We start from the raw sequence: 21,089 nt of genomic DNA, 5'->3' as shown, positions 1-21,089 counted from the left end.
CTAGAAGGTACTGGCGATTTCATACATTAACTTCATATGCGCCTTGGAGATGTTCGTCGTGCCGCTATCACTGATTACCGAGACATACTGCTGCTCACTGGTTAACAGGATTTTGGCTTGTAACGGGGAGGATCGCTCGTTCAGGGTGGTAAATAACAGCGTTTCAATGCGATCCAGATTGGGATCGGCATTGCCCCTGGCCTGGTCCGTATAACGTCTGCCCATATACAGCTCGGCATTACTGCGGCATTTTTCTTCATCCTTGATTATTTTTATCCGCGTTTCGTTAACGAACTCAATCAGCTTGATCCTCGCCTTGGCCGTTCTTTTGGTTGCTTCCAGCAAGTCTTTATTATCCGTCTGCTGACGCTCGGACAAGGTGTTTCTGAGCATCAACAGGCCGGCACTGACGATACCGGTCGCGCCGATCGTCGTCATGGCATAGCGGACATAGATATTGGTCATCAGCGTGTCTGCTGCCTGAGCGGCGGCGATCGCCGCATAGGTAGCCCCCGCGCCCGATAATGCGCCAACGGCACCTACTGCCTTGGCGGCATAATCATAGTTACTCTTTTGCCTGTCGTTATAGACGTTGCCTCCATAACCCCGCAGCGAGGTTTTATATTTTTGGAAGAAACCAGAGTTTTCTTGCAGAGTGGTATTGTTGCCATGATTCAATAGCCCCATTTCCATCTCGTTGGTGTTATCTACTTCACCATTGCGCTGAGCATCACTGCTCTGGCGCAATCGTTCGAAACTGGACATGATTGCCCGTTCGGAGTCATTCTCATACTGGTTGAGCGCTGTATTATCCAGCTCATTAACAAAGGCGATAATTATCCGCAGCTCGTCAGCATTGTATACCGAGAGATCGTTGAGCAGATTGTCTATTGCCAGCGTTGGGTCTGCCATAGTGCTGCCCTCGTTTAAATCTCTTTATTCTGTTTAATATCCCAACCGGCTTTGGTTTCTGCACCCTTGGTGCCGCTGGCGCTTTGCTCCCAGTAATGCAGGTTGACCTTGGAAGCCTGGAAGCGATATTTAACCAGGATATTGTCGGTGTGCCCAACACCGGTAAAGTCCGCCATACTGACCAGGACATCTTCCAGCACGATCCTGGTATATTCGACCTGGGTACCCCCGGCCTTGCAGATAGAAAGTTCAACTTTGGTTACATGTTTACCGCTGGAGCAAAACTTCAGAATGGCCGGTGTGGATTTATCGATAAGTGCCTGCACCTCCAAATCCTTGAAGTTTACTTTCCCTGTCCCGCCGCCACCGCCTACGGCCATATTGCCAGACTGGGTCGCCCCCCAGTTGAATGACAGAATATCAGTCCAATTTTTGTGATTAGAATCATTAGATTCGCCAGTAACCCCGTCAACCTTCAGAAATGAGTCAATTGCCATTTTGATACCTATATGAAATTGATTAATTTGCATTGGCGAAGCGGATTTATATCCATCAAGGCCAATAAGTGAGGTGATACTTCTGGGCAGTTACAGCATTTGCTAATACGCCCGGAATTAAACTTGAACTAAATATCATTGGTGATTGCAACGGCTATGGGTGGGTGTCTCTCCTTTGGTTTTTAGGGTGAGTTTGGTTGTGCAGTGCAGAGAATTCGCACTACCACAGGTTTTTAAATTTAGGGGTGGATTAAGGAGCGATTTTTATCAAACAGTTATTGGTAAGATAGAGTGGTTTATATTTTATGATTTTCGTTTTTATTCACCAACCCAGACAGGTTCAGTACACCACAAAGCTAAAGATCGATAATTAGGGTAAACCCAATCGAATAGAGAATTACCATTAATTTAGTAAGTTATTTTCCTGCCATAACGTTGATGCTCTCCTGTTAATTATTTATTTTCCCATATTGATAAGCAACGTTGACTAATTCCTCTGCAAGCCCTTCATCGTCGTGATAATCTAAAATAAAACGAGAATATCCAGGCATGTAAATGTCAGGGTTCATGATTCTAAACATTTCTTCAAGTTCTTTTTTGACCTGAGATAATAGCTGGATGGAAAGTGGCACCACTTCATTGCGTTCATGTCGTTCAATGGCGCCAGTGACTTTTTTTAATGCGCTGCGTAATGATAGTTCGATGCTATTATTCATAATGAAAAACATATTTCCAATGTTGTAAAACAAAAACTTGCTCCGCTCCACCAGATATTGATTGCCATACTCAAATTGCGGTGCAACTATGCCTCTAATCAGATTCTGCTGAATGTGTCTTCCTGATAGTGAAACTGTCAGTTTTGATAGGGTTGGGAAAAATCAATATGTTATATACGTTGCCTTCAGTGTAAATATAAAATCTCTCAACAAAAAAACCTTAATTAACTACTATAGTCATACTAAATTGGTTGTTTATGAAGTAATCCGTCTGTCATAAATCTCATCTTGCTGTGTAAATATGGGGTTTGTATTCAATTTCGATATAATGGAACTGATATTCTCCGGTAGTTCTCTATCTTTGTATTTGTCTGGGGTTAATCTTATTTTTTCTACAAGGGAATATACTTCTCCGCACGTTTTATATTTTTCAATATCGTCTTCTGTTAACCAAGATTCCTTTGATGCATCTATGTATGAGTTAAAGAATACTACTGACACAGCAAATTTATCATCAACTGAATATATGCTGTAATAAAACTTACTGATATAAAGTAATTTTACTTTCATTCATGCGTCACTCTGGTGTTGAAAATGAAATAAATTTCAGTAATTACTTTTATCTTAAGTGGCTAATGCTTTTAATGCCACCTTTAGAGTGGTGTTTCTATATCTACTTGTTACTATAATATAGTGCTTTTAAATTTATTGTTATGTTTTCAATTGTAGATACGTTGTATTTATTTGAATTGTTATCTGTGTGTCACTTTTATATCTCCTGGTTGTATTTCTTTCTCTTCATAATTTGATGGAGAGTTCCTTATTTTTTTCGATAGCTCAGTTAGAGTAGTGTGGTTTATATTCAATAGATCAATATCATGTGTTAAGTGGTAATACCGAGCGACATCTATTTTATACTCTCCTTCAGAGAACATGATTTCAATAATATACTCCCCAGTTTCACTTTTGTATAAAGTGAAATCCCAAGGGCTCGAGTCTACCATTACTAAATTTATCATGATTTTTCCTGTGAACATATCAATGACTTCTTAATCTTTACCTTTCACAAAGTCTTTGGTATTGATGATGGCTTCGGGAATTTAAGACGGTTACCTAAAAAATCTGTCCAAGGTCATATATGGGAATTACTGGAAATAGATTGTATGATAAATTCATAGATGACTGAGTACATGATGAAGTTAATGTAAATTAAATGTGTAATGCATATTTATTTTTCACTTTAAAATCAATGTATTATTTTCTGTGTTTTGTAATCCTATCGTGTAACTTAATTTTAATATTTAATTCATGGTTTTTATTCAAAACTAATAACCATGTGTGTATTTTTAGTCTTCTCTATTACTTTATTTATTATTTCATGCTTCATTTCTTCTGATAGTTCCTCATTGTTGTGAGGTGATTCCCATTTTTTCATTCCTTCCTTGTGCGCAACAAACCCACCGACTATCATTTCCCCGGGTATTTTTATTGTCCGACCGTCTATCTCTATCTTTATATATGAGATTGTCCCGATTATTTTCATTTTAATCCTGTGTCAGAAATGACTTTTTTAGTTTGCTGTAATGGATTTGGTGTGATTTCTTTTGGCTTTTATATTTAATTTAAATCATTCTCAAGCAAAGATTTAAGCCTTTTTTAGAGGCTTGAATTTACTGAGTCATTTACTAATGTAATGAGGTTTTCTGCTCTTCTAAAAATCTTATTCGGGAGCTGTATGAAATAACTCTTCAGCAAGATTAGATATTCTTTCTTGTTGGACTAGCTTATCAAGCCATGGTTTTGGGATGCTTGAATATCCATATAGTGCTCCTGCTATTTGTCCCGTTGTAGCGGCTACACTGTCAGCATCATCACCCAGGTTTGCTGCTAGTAAAATAGCATCGCGGAAGTTATCGGTATTCCACACCGCCCACATGGCTGCTTCTAAAGTGTCTATTACATACCCACTTGAACGAATTTCGGCACGTTTTTTTTCCTTGTATTCGCCAGCATTTATTAATAGAACTCTAACCGGAAGTGGCATGACGTGTGGTGAGAAAGCTTTCTCTCTGCTGCTTCCATTAATTAGATAATTTAGTATAAAACCTAAAAATTGGCAGCTGGCCATAGATTCAGGTGCGCAGTGGGTTGCCATGCTTTGTGAGTCTGAGTCTGCAAATGTTCGTTGTAGTGATTTCCTTCTGAAAATCGATGTGGGAGCCTGCCGTATTATTGCAGCATTACCAGCAGTTTCAGGCTCTGTATTCCCAAACCAACTCTCCCCGTGTTTTAAATATTGTTCCAAAGCATGCCTGGTTGTATTTCCTATATCAAAACATCGTCCGTTTGAGCTGTTTTCTCCATAGCGATACCAGCGAACTAATTTTTCGCGGAATAAAGTAATATCTAAACGGCCTGCTGAAATATAACTCTCTGCCAAACAAAGAGCCATTGAGGTATCGTCTGTCCACTCGCCTGGTTGTAACCTGAATGGGCCGCCACCCGCCATATCGTTAACATGAAGCTTATCTCGAGGAAGAAACTCAAGAGTGGTGCCGATAGCATCCCCTATAGCTAAACCGACTAAAGCACCTTTGGCTTTATCTAGTGATTCGCTTTCTGGAATTAAGCTGGGAGGTGTATTGAGCCATTCTGGCTTGCTATTCTGCTCTTCTCCAGATGTAGGCAAATTGGGCTTTAAAGGGTCATATTCCATTCTCAATTGTAGCTCGCGTGAGTTCTTCGGGGATAACCCTCTGTAACGTTGAGCATAAAGTTGTAATGTCCAAGTGTCTTCATATAAGTCGATCATAAATACTCCATAATTATCATGACTCTTATTTCTGGTGGAGTTTGTTATGCAAGAATGTACCTTCTGACTTAGCTGAAAAGTTGACCATCGTTTATACCTGTTAGCTATTTCATTTTTAATCATCCTAAATAGGATTGTTTCTTTGCCAGGTGGTGACTAGAATTTATTGTTTTTTCGAAATTCTTTCCAATCTTTATCATTTTTGAAGCCTGATCTGTAATTACAAACTATCATGCCAACACTGTTCCATGGATCATAAGAAGCGTCAATGTATTCCGAATCATTACCTATAGGTAGTTTTTCTTTTGTTTTTTCAAAAAACCATTTTCTCAATCGTGCTGTTACTTTTCCTTCCGGTTTGTTTTGTACTCCTTCAATTAAATTTTCAGGAGCGAGAAACCATGAGCATAATAACGACGCATCATTGATAGGGCTAGTGAATGTAGTAATTAAGTAAACATTACCATAATTACTACCTTTGCTGTTTAATTTAATTCTATATGAGACAACTTCGTTATTACCATTTCTCAACCAGTCCTCCCATCTTTGATTTTTTGTAATTATATTTTTCCTTTTTTGAGTTTTAGATAAAATGATTTCATTATTAATAATAATATTTCTAGTATCGAAGATTATATTCATGTTCAATAACTCTGATTCAGCAGAGAGGAGGCCGGTAATAATCAGATTATGGTAGGTGTGCTATGCTTGTCATAATACAAATAGCACTATCTCTGAAATTTTTGCCTATCTTTGGTGGTTTGGTCTGTCTTTGCTTGATAATCAACAAAGCCTCGTTTAGATAATCAATGGTTGCTTTATGCATTATGGTTTATTTGTGTTGTTGGTTACTGGCTAATATTAACTATGAAAATCATTAGGATGTTCATTTCTTAGTTTTTTCTGCCTTTCGTAGTAATCAGATTCCACTTCATGTGGTAGTTTTATTTTCAATCCCTTTCTTATTTGGTGTGCTATGAAAGATGCACTAAAAATTCGATCGGCAAACACTGGGTCGGATGCTTCAAATTCTTTTGCCGCATACAAACCCATTGTGAATTCTTTAAGCTTACTTTTGTCCTTTTCTTGTCCAGTTACAACGTTCTTCAAGTAGATTAGCTGTTGTACTATAGAATTATACATAGGTTCTAAGCCTTCATTGTTTTTGGCGGCTAAAATTTCAGCATGACGAACCCTCGCTAAAGCCAACGCTCTATTTATGTAATCAATAGCCGTGTCATTAATCATTTCTCATGATCTATCATAATTTTTAAATACCCCGATTAAGAATTTTAAAATGACACATGTCAATAGCTTCGGGTGATTATAGTGCGGAGTGGCTGATTCTAGTAACTGGGGGTTAATTTTCCACATAGGCCGGTTTTAATGTCAAAAGAAAATCTAAAATCTTTCCCATTACTATGTAAAAAATAAAATAGCTCATTATTCACATAGTAAACGTCTGAGAAGAAATCAACGGTCATCATTTTTCTATAGATATCACTAATATCCCACATTATACTATTGTCTGGGTTGAGTATAAATGCTGCGTTTTTGTTCTTATCAAAAGGAGCTTCGACGACAGCGATGGCATTAGCATCTTTTAAAAGCAATGGGATAACTTTATCACTATTTTCCCGTTGATGGCTTACTCCGTTATATGACCATGAAAAACTATCTGGTAATGGTTTAAGTACGCTAAGACTATTTGGATTGTTAACTCTGTCGTATTCGATGCTGCTGTATTTTCTTTCAAAATCAATAATCACGTTAATTTTTATTCACTTCTGTGGTGATGTTTTCTTTAAAATATACTTTTACCGTATGGAGTAATTTCATGGCCATGTGATGTATATTCCACAGTCAAAAGTCTGAGCATTGGACTGTACAGCGATATCGCCCCAAGTATATACCCATTGAACTCCATAGGAGGGCTGGGTGATCACTCTCTCATCCCCATTTTCTTTGTTGCTCCGTACCCAATTTATCATCCTTTCTTCTTCATTTTTCAAACCACTAAGGTCTGCTCTTTTCTCCCATGAACTAAGTGAGTTGAAAAAATCCCCAGTTCTACTGATTAAGAAAATACAAGGAGAAAAATGACCTATTGATGGTCTTATTTCCATGAAAAATAATTCTCCCATCCACTCTACATTGGGAAGATTAAAGTAATATGCTCCGGATTTTTCAATCCCCCTGGTCTTAACAAAAAGTTCAGAGCTGATAAAAGAGTCATAACTGGAAATGGTTAGTAAATGTTTGTTAACAAATAGATAGCCTGTATCAAAGTCAAACGTTATTATATTCATGTGCCAATGGTTTTCTTGGTGTGGTGATCACTGCGGTTATTAATGTTTAATGAAAATTGATTTTTTATTTGAGTTATATTTTATGGTGGAAGGTAAGGCTGCGTGTTGCATGCTAATAATAAATTATATCTATCCATTAAGGTGTTTTAGTGCTCATTGAATCTAAGTGCCGGGAGACTAGCTCTTCAGCATCAGACATTGTGTATAGTAATGGATTGTCATAATCATTATATATTTCCAGGTAAGCTTTTACGGAGTTGTGTATTAGGTTATAACTAAGCGTTCCGTTGACTATTTCTGAAATTGTTTTTCTGTATTCATTTGTTATATTTTCAAGGTTGTTGTTATTTTCCTTTTCCAAGGCGTTGATGATCTCTCTTAGCTTTTCCAATACAGGAATGTCATCCATAATAACCCTCTTAATATATTGGTGGTTTTTATAACACTTATGCTCCAGTTATGGGGTCACTTCGATGCACTATTAATTGTCGAAGGAAATCATTGAAAATAACTCCAAACTTCGTTGCCTATGGTAAAACTCGCAAATTTTTTCAGGGTTATTTTAGTGAAGACTATCTACAATAGCCTGATCTATATATTAATCACATAACCAACGATAGGAGCCTCGTTTAAGGTTTTTCCAGCGAGTTCGGGCTGGCTAAAAATGCTAATTATATATTAGCTCAAGGAGGTTTTTTATCTTGCATGTCGAGATTGGCTATTGTCATAGTCTAAAATTCTTGTTTTTTGTTGTGTGTTATTATAATACTTTTCTTATTATTAATAATTGTTATTCTTGGTGTAAATACATACGATTTCAGCTGTTTGATTATGTGGGTCGTATGCAGCATCAATACTTCCCCAGTTCCCATTGGCAGGCAGGGAAGTGGATGTTTTCGACTTAAACCAAGTTCGAAGATTTTTAGTAATCTTACCTTCTGGTTTTGTTTGTACTCCTGAAAATTCATGTGTTGGGGCACACAACCAACTTTTTAATGAGGAGTTACTCAGCGATGTACCATTAAGGTTTATTATTACTGTTATTTTCTCATTGTCATTAACACCCTTCAAGTCAATGACTGTGCGATAATTAAATGCAACGCCATCTATTATTGGAAACCATTCCTCCCAAACAACATTTTGAGCTAATATCTCTTCCTTTCTCATTTTAGGCGACAGGGTTAAATTGCTACTTAAATTAAAAATACCAGTGTCACAGTGGAACTTCATAATCATACTCCCAACTTAAAAAGAGAACCTATTATAAAGGCTGATTAAAATGGGTTCTCTTTCACGGTTATAATATTTTCGAGTATAATAATGGACTAATTAGACCATTGTTTTGCGTATCTCTGCTAATAAAAAAGGTTGGAATGGGATGCCCAGAATTGGTGTTTTGATATAAAGCATCAATTATATGAAGTTCAATAGAAGCGAACTCACTTTCTCCACTTATCTTTAGTTTTGGCCAGTTTTTTTCACAGCATAATGCCCAATCTGATAAGGCGTTCCCAGGTATTATACTAGCCTCTTGAATTTCCTAACTAAATTTATACTGACCAATGTATGATGTTTTATGCCCCAACATAACATCATAATTCCATTGTCAAATAACTCCGATGCTAACTCCGTAGTGGTGAACTCTTTGAATAGGTCATTATCAATGACTCTTGTTGATTCTTTTATGAATTTTGACATGCGTTCAATATCAGTGACTAAGAAACCAAGCTCACCATAGCTTTCGTAAAAACTCATTTTTTTAACTTCGCTTAACTGACCACCATGTTCTTTGCTAATTATTATGTAAATATTAAATATTTCTGAATTTTTAATTAATTCTAACCGTGAAGGTTGTGATTCTTCTTTCGCAATTAATGGAGTGTCTATAAAGTGATATATATTTAACTCATGTTCGCCGCATTCTAAATTTAAGTCATCCATCGAATGTTTAATCGACCCGGATTTTATTATTAGACTGCTGTTTTTTTCTAATGTAATTAATTTAGTTAGGTGTTTTTTCTTTTTTTGATTTTTGTAGCAGGCGCTACTGTTATTTATTGTGCCAACAAACTCAACATTTATTATAGTCTTCCTCGGGAAGTCTGTAGGGACGAAGTCAAATGTAGAAACTATTTCCTCTGTGGAATTGTTGATGATTACTAATTCATGCCCTTGAAATTCTGTTGATTTCGCGTATGAGTAAAATTTACTTTTCATATTTATCGCCTTTGGCATTTTGTTTCTGCGGACTGCCGTAGGTACAAGCCAGCGGTTCGTAGTTACATTTAATCCTAAAGGGGGGGCATATTAGACACTAAGAAAATGACGGGGTTTTCACTTGGTTTCATTCGGTCCTATTTGTCATATTTTTTTATAAGCTTGTTCTGTTTCAATAATCAAACTCCCTAATTCAATATCAAAGGGCCATTGATCTGCTACTACATTTGCTATGCCTAATGCCCTTTCATTTCTAGGGGGAATATTATCTGACAGTATGTTTTGCAACGTAAGTTCGAATATTATAATAAAATTATTTATTTGCTCCGGTGAACTCACAGATAATATTTTATTATTTTTAGTGATAATCACACCCTTAAGTTCAATTATGGTCTGTTTTATTGTTTTTACTGCTCTATCTTTGTTATTCATTTTTATAGGTATATTTTACAAAGTAATAACTATTAAACTTCTGTTTACGGGATTATTAACAAGTCAGCTTTAGTCTTCAAAATCGTCAGGGTAGGCAACTTTGAGAGATTGTTGTTTTGTGACGAAGTTAGGATCTACTTGGTGAGGTAATTGCACTTTAAGCCCTTTTCTGATTTGAGAAGCAATATAGAAGGCATCGCCTAATCTATCCTCAAAAATCGGATCTGTCGCCTGAAACTCTTTGGTTGCAAACATTCCGAAAGTGAGTTCCCAAAGTTTGATTTTGTTCTTTTCTTCACCGATAACGACTCGGCGTAGATAGATTAGTTGTTGAACGATGGAGTTGTACATGGGCTCGAGAGTTTCGCCACCTTGTATTTTTAAAATATGCGCATGCCGTTTTCTAGCCAAGCGAAGTGCCCGATCTATGTAATCTAAATTAGTATTCATTTTAATTCACTCCACGGCGCACCACAAATATTTAATTTTTACTAATCCATTGTATCTGCCAGATTTCTGTTTGGGAGGATGGTCTCAAATCGTTATTTACGAGGAAATAATTTTGTTGTGAATTTTTTATCTTCATTAATTATAACAATGGTCATTTTTCGGTAATTTGAATTGCAAGGGCGTTACATGTCTAGGGATAAAAATTCTTTGGCTTCACATATATGAAATTAATTTTTAGATGACTTTGCAGACATATACGTTTGTCTCTGCTGGATTTATTTCTTTAAATATAAAGCATGGGTGAAAGTCACTACACTAGGACAATTTGGTAATGCTACCTTGACTATTTTAGTCTGAGTAATGTTTTGGTGGGGCCACTTAAATCTGAAAAAATGAGGCCGTACAGGTGCAAACCTCATAATTGCTCGTGCTATAATAGATAGTTTGAGTTTTTTATTTAATTTTGTTTAGTCTTATCTTTAAGTCCGTTATAAGGTCGGTCCATTCTTTATAAGTTGTGTTTTTAATGTAGTAGTCACCAAGCCATTTTGGATGGCATCGAGATATTAATTCTTCTATGGCTGCTGTTCTGATGTTATCATTTTTATCTAATGTTAAGACCTTATCAACTAGGGTTTTAATTTTACTGGCTTCATCAATATAAGATGATGATATTAGCGCTTTGCATATTTTCTCACTAACTTCTTTTAAATTCATAATAATTCTGTTGCTCACGAGAATTTATCACCCGCAGTTACTATTTGCCAACCACCTCCAATCTTATCTGCTCCCCATTGAAGTTGTGGGGCAACTTTACCCTCAAGAAGCATTTGAGGTCTGGTTAAGGCGACTGTACCTTTTTTAGAGAGTCTGGGATTTTTTTTCAATATAACTTTCGGCATTTTTTATATCATCGATGGTTATTTTTCTCACAATCAATAAATTTATTCATATCTACCTCTATTTATTAGGTTAACTGTTCCTACACGCACTACCCAATTAGCTTTACAATATCGCTATAAATATCCGAGGAGAGATTTATTAATTCGGTGCTGTATTTTCCTTTATCCAATAATGTTTTTCTGATGTGGTATTTTAACTTCATAAGGGCCTCACTGGATGTGGCACTGTAATCAATGGCATCAGTAAGTTCTTTTGCTAATTCAGAATTAGATATTGACTCATTTTTTAATAAGCTTGCTAACTTTCTAGTTTTAGAATAAATGTCGTTTTTCATAGTTAAAAAAAATTAAAGTTATGGATGTTAACAGCATCTTGCGGAACAACCACTTCAATTCCACCTCCGCCGTTGGGCGCAGTGTGGAAGTAGAACACCTGCGCCTGCGGCCCGCCGTCAATGCGTGCCAGTGGCTTCATAGCTTATATAGGTGAGAGGCATGCCGTCGTGGGTTGCCTGCTGTAGTCGGAAACCTTCCCAATGACTGGTGCTTCTTTAGGGGGTGTCAAACAAGTCTGGGCTGGTTCAGTATGCTACTTATATATTAGCCCAAGTAACTTTATTTTGTATCTTGCAGGTTGTGTTTCACCAGCGGCAGTTACTATTATTATTTCCCTCCCGGTTTTTTCTGAACTAACTTTTTGGAAGTAAATATCTAAGTTATCATGCTTGTATGATGGTGTTGGATCAAATTTATATTCTATTTTATTTATCCCATTTATATTTTTTGTTATGTTTATTTTTAATTCATCATCAGCCTCCCATATTGGCTTTGCAACTGAGTTTTGATAAGTCACCTGCTCGTTCGTATCAGTAAGATATATTTCTTCTTTGAAATGATAGAACTGATCTTCACTTCCATCAAAAATTAATTTTTTAGCTTCAGAACTAATGCATTTCTCTGTCATATTCCCCCGGATTGGTCGAATTAGACCTTCGGAAATAAGTTGGCTAATAGATTGGGATGGTTCAAGTTGAGTGCCTCCGCCGGTTTGGTTAAACTAAGGTGAAGAAGCCCCGCAGCCGGGTTTGACAGGTAACTAAATGTACAAAGCTGGAAGGTCCTCTGTAATAATTTCCAGCTTCTTTGATTATATTTATGACATTCGCATTACGCATTCGCGGAGACGTTTCAATAGTTCAGGCTCTTTAAGGCAATCAACGGGCTTCATTCCCTCTAATGCTGGAACCTCTTGTTCAATCCACCATAAAGCTTCTTTTATTCCTCTTTTACCATAAATAATTACAGCCAAATCCAAATGCCCATCTAATTTTTCAGAAAGAAAACGGGCATTGTCATCCAAATAAGCATCTGAAAATATCTTTACAGAACGCTTCCAAGTTTCGTCTCCGGCATAATATATCTCTAATCCTGTCATGGCTAAAACCCTAAAAATGAGATCAAGTTAGAACCAGTTGGGTTCCGTGCTGAAGGAGCAAGTATACCATCATACCCTTGTGTTTTTGCCCATGCTCCAATCTGGTGAGTGACATCATATTCTTTTCCAGAGATATCTTTTAATGATATACCAAGCTGATTTCTGACATCTGGACGAGTTAAATCCAAGACATTATTAAGTTGTACTTTTTTACTGGTCAATTCACGAGTTGATAAGTCCACCTTCCAGTGAGTGACTTCAGCCAACGCTGTTTTTTTAGAGTTCGCTCCATATACACCACCACTGCCAACATCAGTATACCGGTGCCTTGAACCAATGTTTCCGGGGTGAGTCGTCCATGTCGTACTCATCCTGCTAGGTTGTTCAAATCGATAGACCGTCCGGTTAACTTTCCTTCCTTTTGGTGGCGTCGAGCATTTCATCAACCCCAGCGGATCCACCCACCCCAAAGGGTTCGGCGCATACTGATAAAGGTTTATCCCACCCGCCAACCCAATCGGGTCGTGCTGGGTAAATCTGCCGATATCCGGGTCGTAATAACGGAACAGATTGTAGTGCAATCCGGTTTCGCGATCCAGGTATTGGCCCTGCAGGCGCAGGTTTTGGGAGTAATCCAGATGCTGCTGATTTTCCTCATACTTTGTTTTGCCCCAGGCGCTGCTGTGGCCTTGCCAGCGTAGGGTGCCGTCGCTGTCGGTCAGGCTTTCCGGCTCGCCGTTGGGCGCGGTGTGGAAGTAAAACACCTGCGCCTGCGGCCCGCCGTCGATACGTGCCAGCGGCTCATAGCTTCCCTGATCGGCATACACATAGGTGAGCGGCATGCCGTCGCGGGTTTCCTGCAACAGTCGGAAACCTTCCCATAGGAAGGTGGTGATCTGGCGCTTGCCGCCCGGTTGGCGCAGGTCCTGGCTTTGCCGCCATACCTGTTTTTGCGTGCGCCGCCCGAGTGGATCGTAACGGAACTGCACATGCTGCAGGGGTTCGCTGCGGTGCAGGCTGTAACGTACCACTTCGCAGAGACGGTGTTCGGCGTCGTAGCGGTATTGCCAGCGGTAGTGGCCCTTGCGCTTTTCCACCGTGCGGCCAAAGGTATCGTAACGGTAATCGATGCCTTGATAGTGCATCACGCGGTTATGCCGCTGGCGGAACTGGCCTTCATCCAACAGGTTGGAGGCCGGATCGTAGCGGTAACGCTCGGTGTCCGGCAAGGTACCGTCCTGGCTTAGCAGGCGACCTGCGGCGTCATAGTGATAACGCTGATAGGCGAACGGGTTGGCGTTCTGTTCTTCGCGCGTCAGGTTATTTTGATAGTCGTAGAACCACTGCCGCGAACTGCTGGCCGGGGCCGGACGTTGGCGATTGTCGTTAAAAATCTCCCGGCGATCTTTGCGTCCGAGCCGATCGTAGTGCAGTCGGCTGGTCAGTCGGCCCTGAGTGCGGCTTAACTCACGGTGCAGGTTGTCACGTTCGAACTCGCTAATGGTAACGTCATCCAGCGCCACCTGCAGCAGGTGGCCACTGCCGTAGTACAGCGAACGCAGGGTGCGGCCGTCGGGCAGGGCAACCTGTGTGCGGTTGCCCATCGGGTCGTAATCGTAGTTCAGCGTGCCCTGGTTACCTTGCTCACTGAGCACCCGACCCAGCAGGTCATAGCTGAAGCTGGCTTCGCTCTCCGCTTCCGTCTGGTAATCCCGCCATACATCGCCGCGATAGAAGGCGGCGTGCAGTAACTGGCCGACCGGGTTGTAGCGATAGCGGGTTTCTCCGTCCGGCGTCTGCTTGTTCAACAGTTGCCCGGCGGCGTCATGGCTGAAGTAGTGTGAAAAGGCAGCAGGCGTATTGGCCGCAAAGGTGCGCTCAATAACCCGGCGGCACTCGTCATAACGATAGCGGGTGCTGATACCGTCCAGCCCGGTCTCTTCCTGCAGCAGATTGGCCGCTGTCCACTGGAAGCCGTAACTCTCGCCGTTCTCATTGCGCAGGGCGGTCAGTCGACCACGAGTATCGTAGCTGCGCAGCACTTCGCCATCGAGCGGGTTGCGGGTCGCCAGCAGGCGGCCGACGCTGTCGTAACGATAGTGTGTCAGGCGGCCATCGGCCCCCTGGTAATGCACCAGTTGACCCTGTTCGTTCCAGCCCAGTTTCTCCTGCCAGCCTTCGGCACGCTGCAACTGTGTCAGGCGGCCGGCGCTGTCGTAATGGTAACGAGTGCTCTCACCGGCGGCGTCGGTGACCTCGGTTAACCAGCCTTGTGGCAGGTAGCTGTAGGTAGTCTGTTTGCCGGAGCAATCGCGGGCGCGGATCAACTGGCCGTGTTCATCATAGGCGAAATGGCTGATGCCACCGTTGGCGTCGACCGACTGCACTACCTGACCGTAGTCATCGCGCAAATAACGCTGGGTGTGACCGAGTGCATCAACGTCGGCTACCAGCGCGTGGCGCTGATCGTAATAAAAATACTGTGTGGCGCCGTTAGGTGCTTTGATACTGACCGGCAGCGCGCGCTGTGGCAGCCATTGTGTCAGGCGGATATTGCCGAGCGGATCCTGTTCCTCGACCAGGTTACCGGCTTCGTCGTAGCGAAATTGCCAACCATGGCCCAGCGGATCCTGACTCGCGACCAGCATATCTTCGTCGTTCCACTGGTAACGCCAGACTTCACCGCGTTCGTCGGTGTATTCGGTAATCAACTGCTGGCTGTTCCAGCGGTGACTGTGTTGCAGACCATCGTATTCGGTGACGGTAGTCAGGCCTGCCGCCAAATCGTAATCTATGGTGCAGCCGCCACCGGCTTCATCGCGGTGTTCCACCACCCGCCAGTCGTCAAACATCGCCCAGCGATATTCGAAATAGGGGGCGCCCGCCTGCTGATGGCGGGTCAACAGAGACTGATCGTTATAATGGAACTCGCGGGTAATCAGGCCACCGACGTCAACTACCTGGTGGAGATCGCCGTTGTCGTTATAGCAATAACGTACCCGCGTCTGTTGGTTATGGCACAGTGCCGTAACGCGGTCGGCAAAGCGAGCATCGGCGTATTCCAGTAGCAACGTCATGGCGTTGGCACTGTCGCTGATCTGGCTCAGGCGTTGCTGTTCGTCGTAGCTCAACAGCAGCGCGTTGTCATATTCGTCGCTCAGCGACATTAGCCGCAGGCGAGAGGGTTCCTGTGGCAGCGGGACAAACAGTCGCCACACGCTGCCATCGGTATCGGCGATGACCAGTTGACCTTCTTCGCCGCTGCGGAACATTAAACCTTCACCGGCATTGAAGCTGGGTTTGTTCACCTCGGGTAGCGGGAAGCGCAGTTCGCGGCCGGTTTCATCATGCAGGCAGCATTCGACACCGCCTTTGCCGTCGTCAGCCAGATCGACCCAGGTTTCAAACGTTGTACGCCAGCCGTGACCGAACAGACCCTGATAGCGGTTGCGGCTGTTGTAATTACGCTGCCAGACCAGTGGGAAGCGTGCCGACAGCAGCAGATCGATATCCTCTTCGCCGTTCAGTACCTTGGCTCCGGTGGCGGCGTGTACTGGATTAAACGCGGCGTGGATTGCTTCCCCGAGCGCATTGGCCCCTGCCGCCGCCAGCCCGCCGCCAATCATGCAAGGCAGGTTCTTGACCAGTTTGGACGGGTTGCCGAGCAGCAATGGCAGCACGGTCAGTGCCAGGCCGATGCCCGGCAGTTTGCCGCTCTTGATATCCCGTACCACAACCGCATCGCCGCCGATCAGGACGTTTTTTGAAACGTCGGTCGAGACCTTGGCTTCACAGGTGGAACGATCGTTACTGCGCACGGCCGGTTGACCGTTAATGAATACCTTGCCGGAACCTTCCGCCAGATATTGCGGGCTGGGGTGCTTGTCGCAAGCGATCTTGTCTTCTTCCAGCGCCTGGCTGGGCAGACTTGGACCGGCGACGCTGGGCTGCCACAGCTGGGAAATGATATTGCCCCCGGCGGCCAACAGCTCAGAACCGTAATCCCAAAAACTTTGTGGCGGTTGCGGCGCGGGCAGGGCTTTGATCTCATCAGCGGTGAGCAACCGCCCGGCGGCACGAGCGGCCGGTTTGGCGTTGGTGAACACATTGGCCGACCCCGTGAGGATCACGCCGGAGACCACCGGAGGAAACAGCCAGTTGGCCACGGTGTCACAGCCGTTGCTGATATGTTCGCCGACGCCGGTCAGGCTGGCGGTGAAGCCGACGATCAGGCCGGCACCGACACAGCCGGAAGCCGCTGTTGCCGCCGCACCCAACACCGCCACCCCCGCCAGTGCCGGAGCTGCCGCTGCCGCTGCGGCCGCAACGGCGGCTGTCGCCAGTGAGTAAACCGCGACCTCGGCAACGGCGCTGGCGATGTCCGCCAGCGGGCTGGTATGGATCAGTTCGTCATCCTTTCTTGCCGCCCAAATATCGCTCATGGTTATCGGTCATCCTGTCCGGTCAATGCCAGCGAGGCTTTCACCTGCTGCCATTGATGGCCATCCTCGCTGGTGAAAGGCTTCATTGAGGAATACGTCACGATCAGCAGCGTCTGGCTCCCTTCGGGCTGTGCCGCTAACTGATGCTGATGATGATGGTGTCCGGCGCGGATGAAATTGCTGGTGACTTCGATAGCCCGGATAAGGTGGTTTGGCCCGACGCTGATGCGCTGGCGTGGCAACTGCTGCAAATCGGTGATCTGTGGCAACAATGTCTGCCACTGTTTTTCAAATTCGTCTTCCAGCGTGCTGTCCTGCGGGATCGCGCCACGGGTGATCACCAGAGAAGCGCCGGTCTGCGGGTTTTTGAGGATATTGATGGTGCAGTCCTGCCAAGGGCCGGCGGGCAGGGTGAAATGACCTTCCTGGAAAAGATAATTCATGGGTATTCTCTAAAAATGTTGAGGGCCGAAAAGTTCGGCGGTCAGGATTTTGGGAACAACTGGTCGACGGCACCCTGGATTGCCGTCTTGTGATCCGGCCCTGGGGCGGCAGTGCGCGCGGCACCGCCTGGTTGATTGAGTTGCAGCTTGCCGCCGGTGTTGATCTCGCCGTCGTTTTTGACCGTGATGTTAAAGCTGGTGCCGGTGATGTTGATCTGGCCATTGGCCCGCAGCTCAATGACACTTTCCCCGCATTCCAGCCGCAGTGACTCCCCGGAGCCCAGGGTGAAGGCGTCTACCACATTGTCGGCGCGCGTTTTGCCGGTCAGCGACGAAGAGTCGCCTTTAACCCCGGTCGCCTGGTTGAGCACCACCCGTTTCATCTGATTGCCGCCGACCAGGTGCGTATGGTTCTTATCGATGGTATGGCTCTCATCGTTCTTCACCTGGGTGTCCATGTTGCGTTCCGCCTGGATCCACACCTGTTCCGAACCGGCTTTATCCTCGAAGCGCAGGGCGTTGGCGTTGTCGGCGGTGCCATCCTTGGTGCGGCTCATAAAGCCCATCTGGGTTGCGGCGGCCGGCAGCGCCCAGGGCGGCATGCTGGCGTCGTTATACACGCGGCCGGTCACGATCGGGCGGTCCGGATCGCCATTGATAAAGTCCACCACCACTTCGTCGTTGACGCGTGGGATCTGTACCCCGCCATAACCCTGCCCAGCCCAGGCGCTGGACACGCGTACCCAGCAGGAGCTGCCGTCGTCTTTGGGCCCGAAGCGATCCCAGTGGAATTTCACCTTGATGCGGCCGTATTTGTCGGTCCAGATCGACTCACCGGCCGGGCCGACCACTTTTGCCGTCTGTGGGCCGTGAGTTTTTGGCCAACTGGCCTGTTGCGCCGGGTGCCAGGGAATATCCGCCGGCAGCACGGTGAAATCGATGCGGTGTTCGCTGTGCTGATCGTCGCCGCTGGCGTAGCGGTTTTCCTTCAGGTGATATTTGGCCTGCAGCGTCAGGTATTCCCGGTTGTCGTCGATATGCGGGGCGTTATACAGCGTGAAGGTGCTGCCGGGGGCGATGCCCAGCGCGGTAGCGGTGCCTTCAATCTGCTGATGTTCGGCCTGCCAGGCTTCCTGACGGATACGGGCGTAGAACTCCCCCTGCTGATGCTCGGTATAGCGGCCCGGCCAGTCGTAAACGTCAATCTGGCCCGGCGTCGGTGAGGCGGGGTTCTGACGTGCCTGGAACAGCCAGGCATTGGGTTTGCGGAAATCGTAATCGTCGAGGCTGTAAATACCCGGCGTGACGTGATCGGACAGGGTCCACTGGCTAATGCCTTCTTCGCTGGTACTGCCGCCAGACGGCGTCAGATGGTAAGGGATCATCTCGTAGCCGGGATAGGGCTGATGATGGTGGGGCGCATCGCCCAGCACCAGGGTGTGCTTGCCCATCTCATGTTTGAAATAGTAATAGATACCTTCCAGCTCCATCAGCCTGCTGATGAAGTTGAAGCTGCTCTCGTTATACTGCACGCAGTAGCCCCACAGGCGGTAGTCGCCGGTGAGCTGGTCTTCCAGTTGAACATTATGTTCGGTCAGCAGGGTCTTGACGATCTGCGGCACCGTCTGTTCCTGGAATATGCGGAAGTTGCGGTCCTTGGTCATCGGCCACAGATCCGGTTGCACGTGCAGGTTGTACACTGCATAACGGGTGCCGCTGATCTCTTCGCTGCTGACGGCGATCGAGGTGATCTTGCCGTTCAGGTAGCGGGGCGGGCCAAGAAAACCCTGGGTCGGGATCTCCAGCGTCAGGGGTTGACCCAGCAGCGCCTTGCGGTCGAGACGGGCATTTTTGCTCAGCAGTTCGATGGCGAAATCAAAGGGTGAGGAAAGGGCTTCAGTTCCTTCCAGCGAACGGAACAGCAATGACTCCTGGCCCAGTGGCGTATGCGCAATAATACGATCCAGCATGAGAACGTCCTCTGTGAATGACGCATGCGTCAATCTCATGAAAATACGGTGAAGGCCCGCGGAGACGGGCCGGATAAGCGGAGGGTTAGCCTGCTGCAACCGGGTTGACCAGCCAGGTGCCGGCGTTCTCGATGCTGAGCTGCTGACGGCGTAACTGATCGTTATGGCGGATTTCCAGCTGATAGCTGCCCGGTGCCAAATTCAGACGGGCAAAACCGTTGTCGCCTGGGGTCACCTGCTGGGGCTTGCCGTCCAGGCTGACCTGCTCACCGGGTTGCAGTTTGAAATACACCAGAGCCACCGGCGATGGTGCCGGAGTGGTCTGGGCTGCAGGGGGCTGTTCGGCCGTCTGCGGTGCGCTTGGTGGCGGCGTTATGGGTTTATCCACCGGTGCACTTTCTGGCGTATTGGCCGCTATTGGGGCTGGGGTACTGTCGCCGCCGCTTAGCCAGGCGATGACGCCGATCACCAGCAAAGCCGCGACGCCTGCACCTGCCATCATCGGGCGAGTGAGCTTCATGCCGTGCGCGGTAACCGTGCCTGCCGCTGCAGCACCGGCGGCCGGATTGGTGGCCATCAGCAAGTTTTCCGGTGCGGCGGCCGGGGTGCTGATGATTTCGTTTTCATCGGCAATCGGCAGATGCAGCAGTTCGGCCATTTCGTCGATGGTTTGTGGCCGGTCTTCCGGTTTCAACGCCAGCGCATGGTCGATAGTGCGCAGCAGTTCCAGTGAATAACCCGCCGGGCGACGCTCGGTCAGCGGTTGGTAGCTGTCCTCGATGCTGCGCACCACGCTGACCGGCGGCGGTGAACCGACGATCAGCGTATGCAGCACGGCACCCAGAGCGTAAATGTCGGTCCAGGGGCCTTGTTCACCGTCGCTGTTCTCGGTGTATTGCTCAATCGGCGCAAAGCCCGGTTTGAGCATGATTTCAGTTTCGTCGGACAGGTTGCCGATCTCTTTGCGTGCTGAGCCGAAGTCCAGCAGCACCGGCAACTGGTTTTCCTGGATCTGAATGTTATCCAGTGAAATGTCGCGGTGCAGGTAACCTTCCTGATGGATGGTGTTGATGGCGCTGAACAGCGGTGGCAACAGCCTGCGGATCCAGGCCTCGTCGATTTTCTCCGGCTGCTGCGCCTGCAGGTTCTTCAGTGTGGTGCCGCTGTAAAACTGGGTGCCCATGTAGGCGGTCCCATTCTCTTCCCAAAAGCGCAGCACGTGCAGCAGCCCTGGGTGTGAGAAACGCGCCAGCAGGCGGGCTTCCTGAATAAAGCTGTTTAACCCGGCCTGGAAGGTTTTGCTGAAACGCTCGCCGCGCAGCCCGATACTCAGATCGTCATTGCGCATCGCCAGCGAAGTCGGCATGTACTCTTTGATGGCGATGGTACGTTCCAGTTGATGATCGTAGGCGCGGTAGACGATGCCGAAACCGCCTTCGCCGATAGCTTCCTTGATCTCGAATTCATTGAACCTATAGCCGATCGGCAGGCTGTTTGAATTCGGTTTGCTTACCCCGGTTCCCGACATAATGATGACTCTCTGTGAACAATG

At 45.5% G+C, this 21,089-nt stretch carries 23 protein-coding genes; all 23 read right to left on the bottom strand.

Annotated features, from left to right (window positions below; genetic code table 11):
• Positions 1-912 carry a hypothetical protein gene (locus FCL49_RS11050; RefSeq protein WP_174353625.1) on the bottom strand — a complete coding sequence of 304 codons (912 nt, stop codon included), beginning with the start codon at positions 910-912 and terminating at the stop codon, positions 1-3.
• 14 nt (positions 913-926) lie between these two features.
• Entirely contained in the window at positions 927-1,409 is a 483-nt protein-coding gene (locus FCL49_RS11045; RefSeq protein ID WP_012145741.1) for an Hcp family type VI secretion system effector, read from the bottom strand.
• A 449-nt stretch (positions 1,410-1,858) separates the two neighbouring features.
• The gene (locus FCL49_RS11040; protein ID WP_174353624.1) at positions 1,859-2,125 is read right to left on the bottom strand and encodes a hypothetical protein; all 267 of its coding nucleotides are present in this window, start codon (positions 2,123-2,125) and stop codon (positions 1,859-1,861) included.
• Positions 2,126-2,380: 255 nt separating this feature from the next.
• Complete coding sequence (locus tag FCL49_RS11035; RefSeq protein WP_174353623.1) at positions 2,381-2,695, bottom strand: hypothetical protein; 315 nt, start codon at positions 2,693-2,695, stop codon at positions 2,381-2,383.
• Positions 2,696-2,877: 182 nt separating this feature from the next.
• A complete protein-coding gene (locus tag FCL49_RS11030; RefSeq protein WP_174353622.1) occupies positions 2,878-3,144 on the bottom strand; it encodes a hypothetical protein in 267 nt (88 codons plus the stop codon).
• Positions 3,145-3,440: 296 nt separating this feature from the next.
• Entirely contained in the window at positions 3,441-3,668 is a 228-nt protein-coding gene (locus FCL49_RS11025) for an Imm74 family immunity protein (RefSeq protein ID WP_174353621.1), read from the bottom strand.
• Between the two features lie 177 nt (positions 3,669-3,845).
• Positions 3,846-4,937, bottom strand: coding sequence for an ADP-ribosylarginine hydrolase Tri1 (gene tri1 / locus FCL49_RS11020; protein ID WP_174353620.1), 1,092 nt, complete (start codon positions 4,935-4,937; stop codon positions 3,846-3,848).
• Positions 4,938-5,093: 156 nt separating this feature from the next.
• Positions 5,094-5,579 carry a hypothetical protein gene (locus tag FCL49_RS11015; RefSeq protein ID WP_174353619.1) on the bottom strand — a complete coding sequence of 162 codons (486 nt, stop codon included), beginning with the start codon at positions 5,577-5,579 and terminating at the stop codon, positions 5,094-5,096.
• 219 nt (positions 5,580-5,798) lie between these two features.
• On the bottom strand, positions 5,799-6,185 hold the full coding sequence (locus FCL49_RS11010) for an immunity protein Tsi6 family protein (RefSeq protein WP_174353618.1): 387 nt from the start codon (positions 6,183-6,185) through the stop codon (positions 5,799-5,801).
• 98 nt (positions 6,186-6,283) lie between these two features.
• On the bottom strand, positions 6,284-6,706 hold the full coding sequence (locus FCL49_RS11005; RefSeq protein WP_174353617.1) for a hypothetical protein: 423 nt from the start codon (positions 6,704-6,706) through the stop codon (positions 6,284-6,286).
• A 66-nt stretch (positions 6,707-6,772) separates the two neighbouring features.
• The gene (locus FCL49_RS11000; protein ID WP_174353616.1) at positions 6,773-7,246 is read right to left on the bottom strand and encodes a hypothetical protein; all 474 of its coding nucleotides are present in this window, start codon (positions 7,244-7,246) and stop codon (positions 6,773-6,775) included.
• A gap of 136 nt (positions 7,247-7,382) precedes the next feature.
• On the bottom strand, positions 7,383-7,655 hold the full coding sequence (locus FCL49_RS10995) for a hypothetical protein (protein ID WP_174353615.1): 273 nt from the start codon (positions 7,653-7,655) through the stop codon (positions 7,383-7,385).
• 371 nt (positions 7,656-8,026) lie between these two features.
• The gene (locus FCL49_RS10990; protein ID WP_174353614.1) at positions 8,027-8,476 is read right to left on the bottom strand and encodes a hypothetical protein; all 450 of its coding nucleotides are present in this window, start codon (positions 8,474-8,476) and stop codon (positions 8,027-8,029) included.
• A 288-nt stretch (positions 8,477-8,764) separates the two neighbouring features.
• Positions 8,765-9,463, bottom strand: coding sequence for a hypothetical protein (locus FCL49_RS10985; protein ID WP_174353613.1), 699 nt, complete (start codon positions 9,461-9,463; stop codon positions 8,765-8,767).
• A 144-nt stretch (positions 9,464-9,607) separates the two neighbouring features.
• Entirely contained in the window at positions 9,608-9,895 is a 288-nt protein-coding gene (locus tag FCL49_RS10980) for a hypothetical protein (RefSeq protein ID WP_174353612.1), read from the bottom strand.
• 69 nt (positions 9,896-9,964) lie between these two features.
• Entirely contained in the window at positions 9,965-10,345 is a 381-nt protein-coding gene (locus FCL49_RS10975) for an immunity protein Tsi6 family protein (RefSeq protein WP_217434398.1), read from the bottom strand.
• Positions 10,346-10,798: 453 nt separating this feature from the next.
• On the bottom strand, positions 10,799-11,062 hold the full coding sequence (locus FCL49_RS10970) for a hypothetical protein (RefSeq protein ID WP_174353611.1): 264 nt from the start codon (positions 11,060-11,062) through the stop codon (positions 10,799-10,801).
• A gap of 774 nt (positions 11,063-11,836) precedes the next feature.
• A complete protein-coding gene (locus FCL49_RS10965) occupies positions 11,837-12,211 on the bottom strand; it encodes a hypothetical protein (RefSeq protein ID WP_174353610.1) in 375 nt (124 codons plus the stop codon).
• Between the two features lie 189 nt (positions 12,212-12,400).
• Positions 12,401-12,682: a hypothetical protein gene (locus tag FCL49_RS10960; RefSeq protein ID WP_174353609.1), complete on the bottom strand. Its 282-nt coding sequence runs from the start codon at positions 12,680-12,682 to the stop codon at positions 12,401-12,403.
• A 2-nt stretch (positions 12,683-12,684) separates the two neighbouring features.
• A complete protein-coding gene (locus FCL49_RS10955) occupies positions 12,685-17,124 on the bottom strand; it encodes an RHS repeat-associated core domain-containing protein (protein ID WP_174353608.1) in 4,440 nt (1,479 codons plus the stop codon).
• 2 nt (positions 17,125-17,126) lie between these two features.
• A complete protein-coding gene (locus tag FCL49_RS10950; protein ID WP_174353607.1) occupies positions 17,127-17,567 on the bottom strand; it encodes a DcrB-related protein in 441 nt (146 codons plus the stop codon).
• A 41-nt stretch (positions 17,568-17,608) separates the two neighbouring features.
• Entirely contained in the window at positions 17,609-19,537 is a 1,929-nt protein-coding gene (locus FCL49_RS10945) for a type VI secretion system Vgr family protein (protein ID WP_174353606.1), read from the bottom strand.
• An 85-nt stretch (positions 19,538-19,622) separates the two neighbouring features.
• Positions 19,623-21,065 (bottom strand): serine/threonine protein kinase, encoded by a 1,443-nt coding sequence (locus FCL49_RS10940; protein WP_174353605.1) that lies wholly within the window; start codon positions 21,063-21,065, stop codon positions 19,623-19,625.
• Positions 21,066-21,089 lie beyond the last annotated feature (24 nt).

The organism is Serratia proteamaculans (assembly GCF_013337185.1).
Classification (GTDB): Bacteria; Pseudomonadota; Gammaproteobacteria; order Enterobacterales; family Enterobacteriaceae; genus Serratia; species Serratia proteamaculans_D.
The sequence above is the reverse complement of the archived record's forward strand: the minus strand, read 5'-3'. Positions and strand labels throughout refer to the sequence as shown.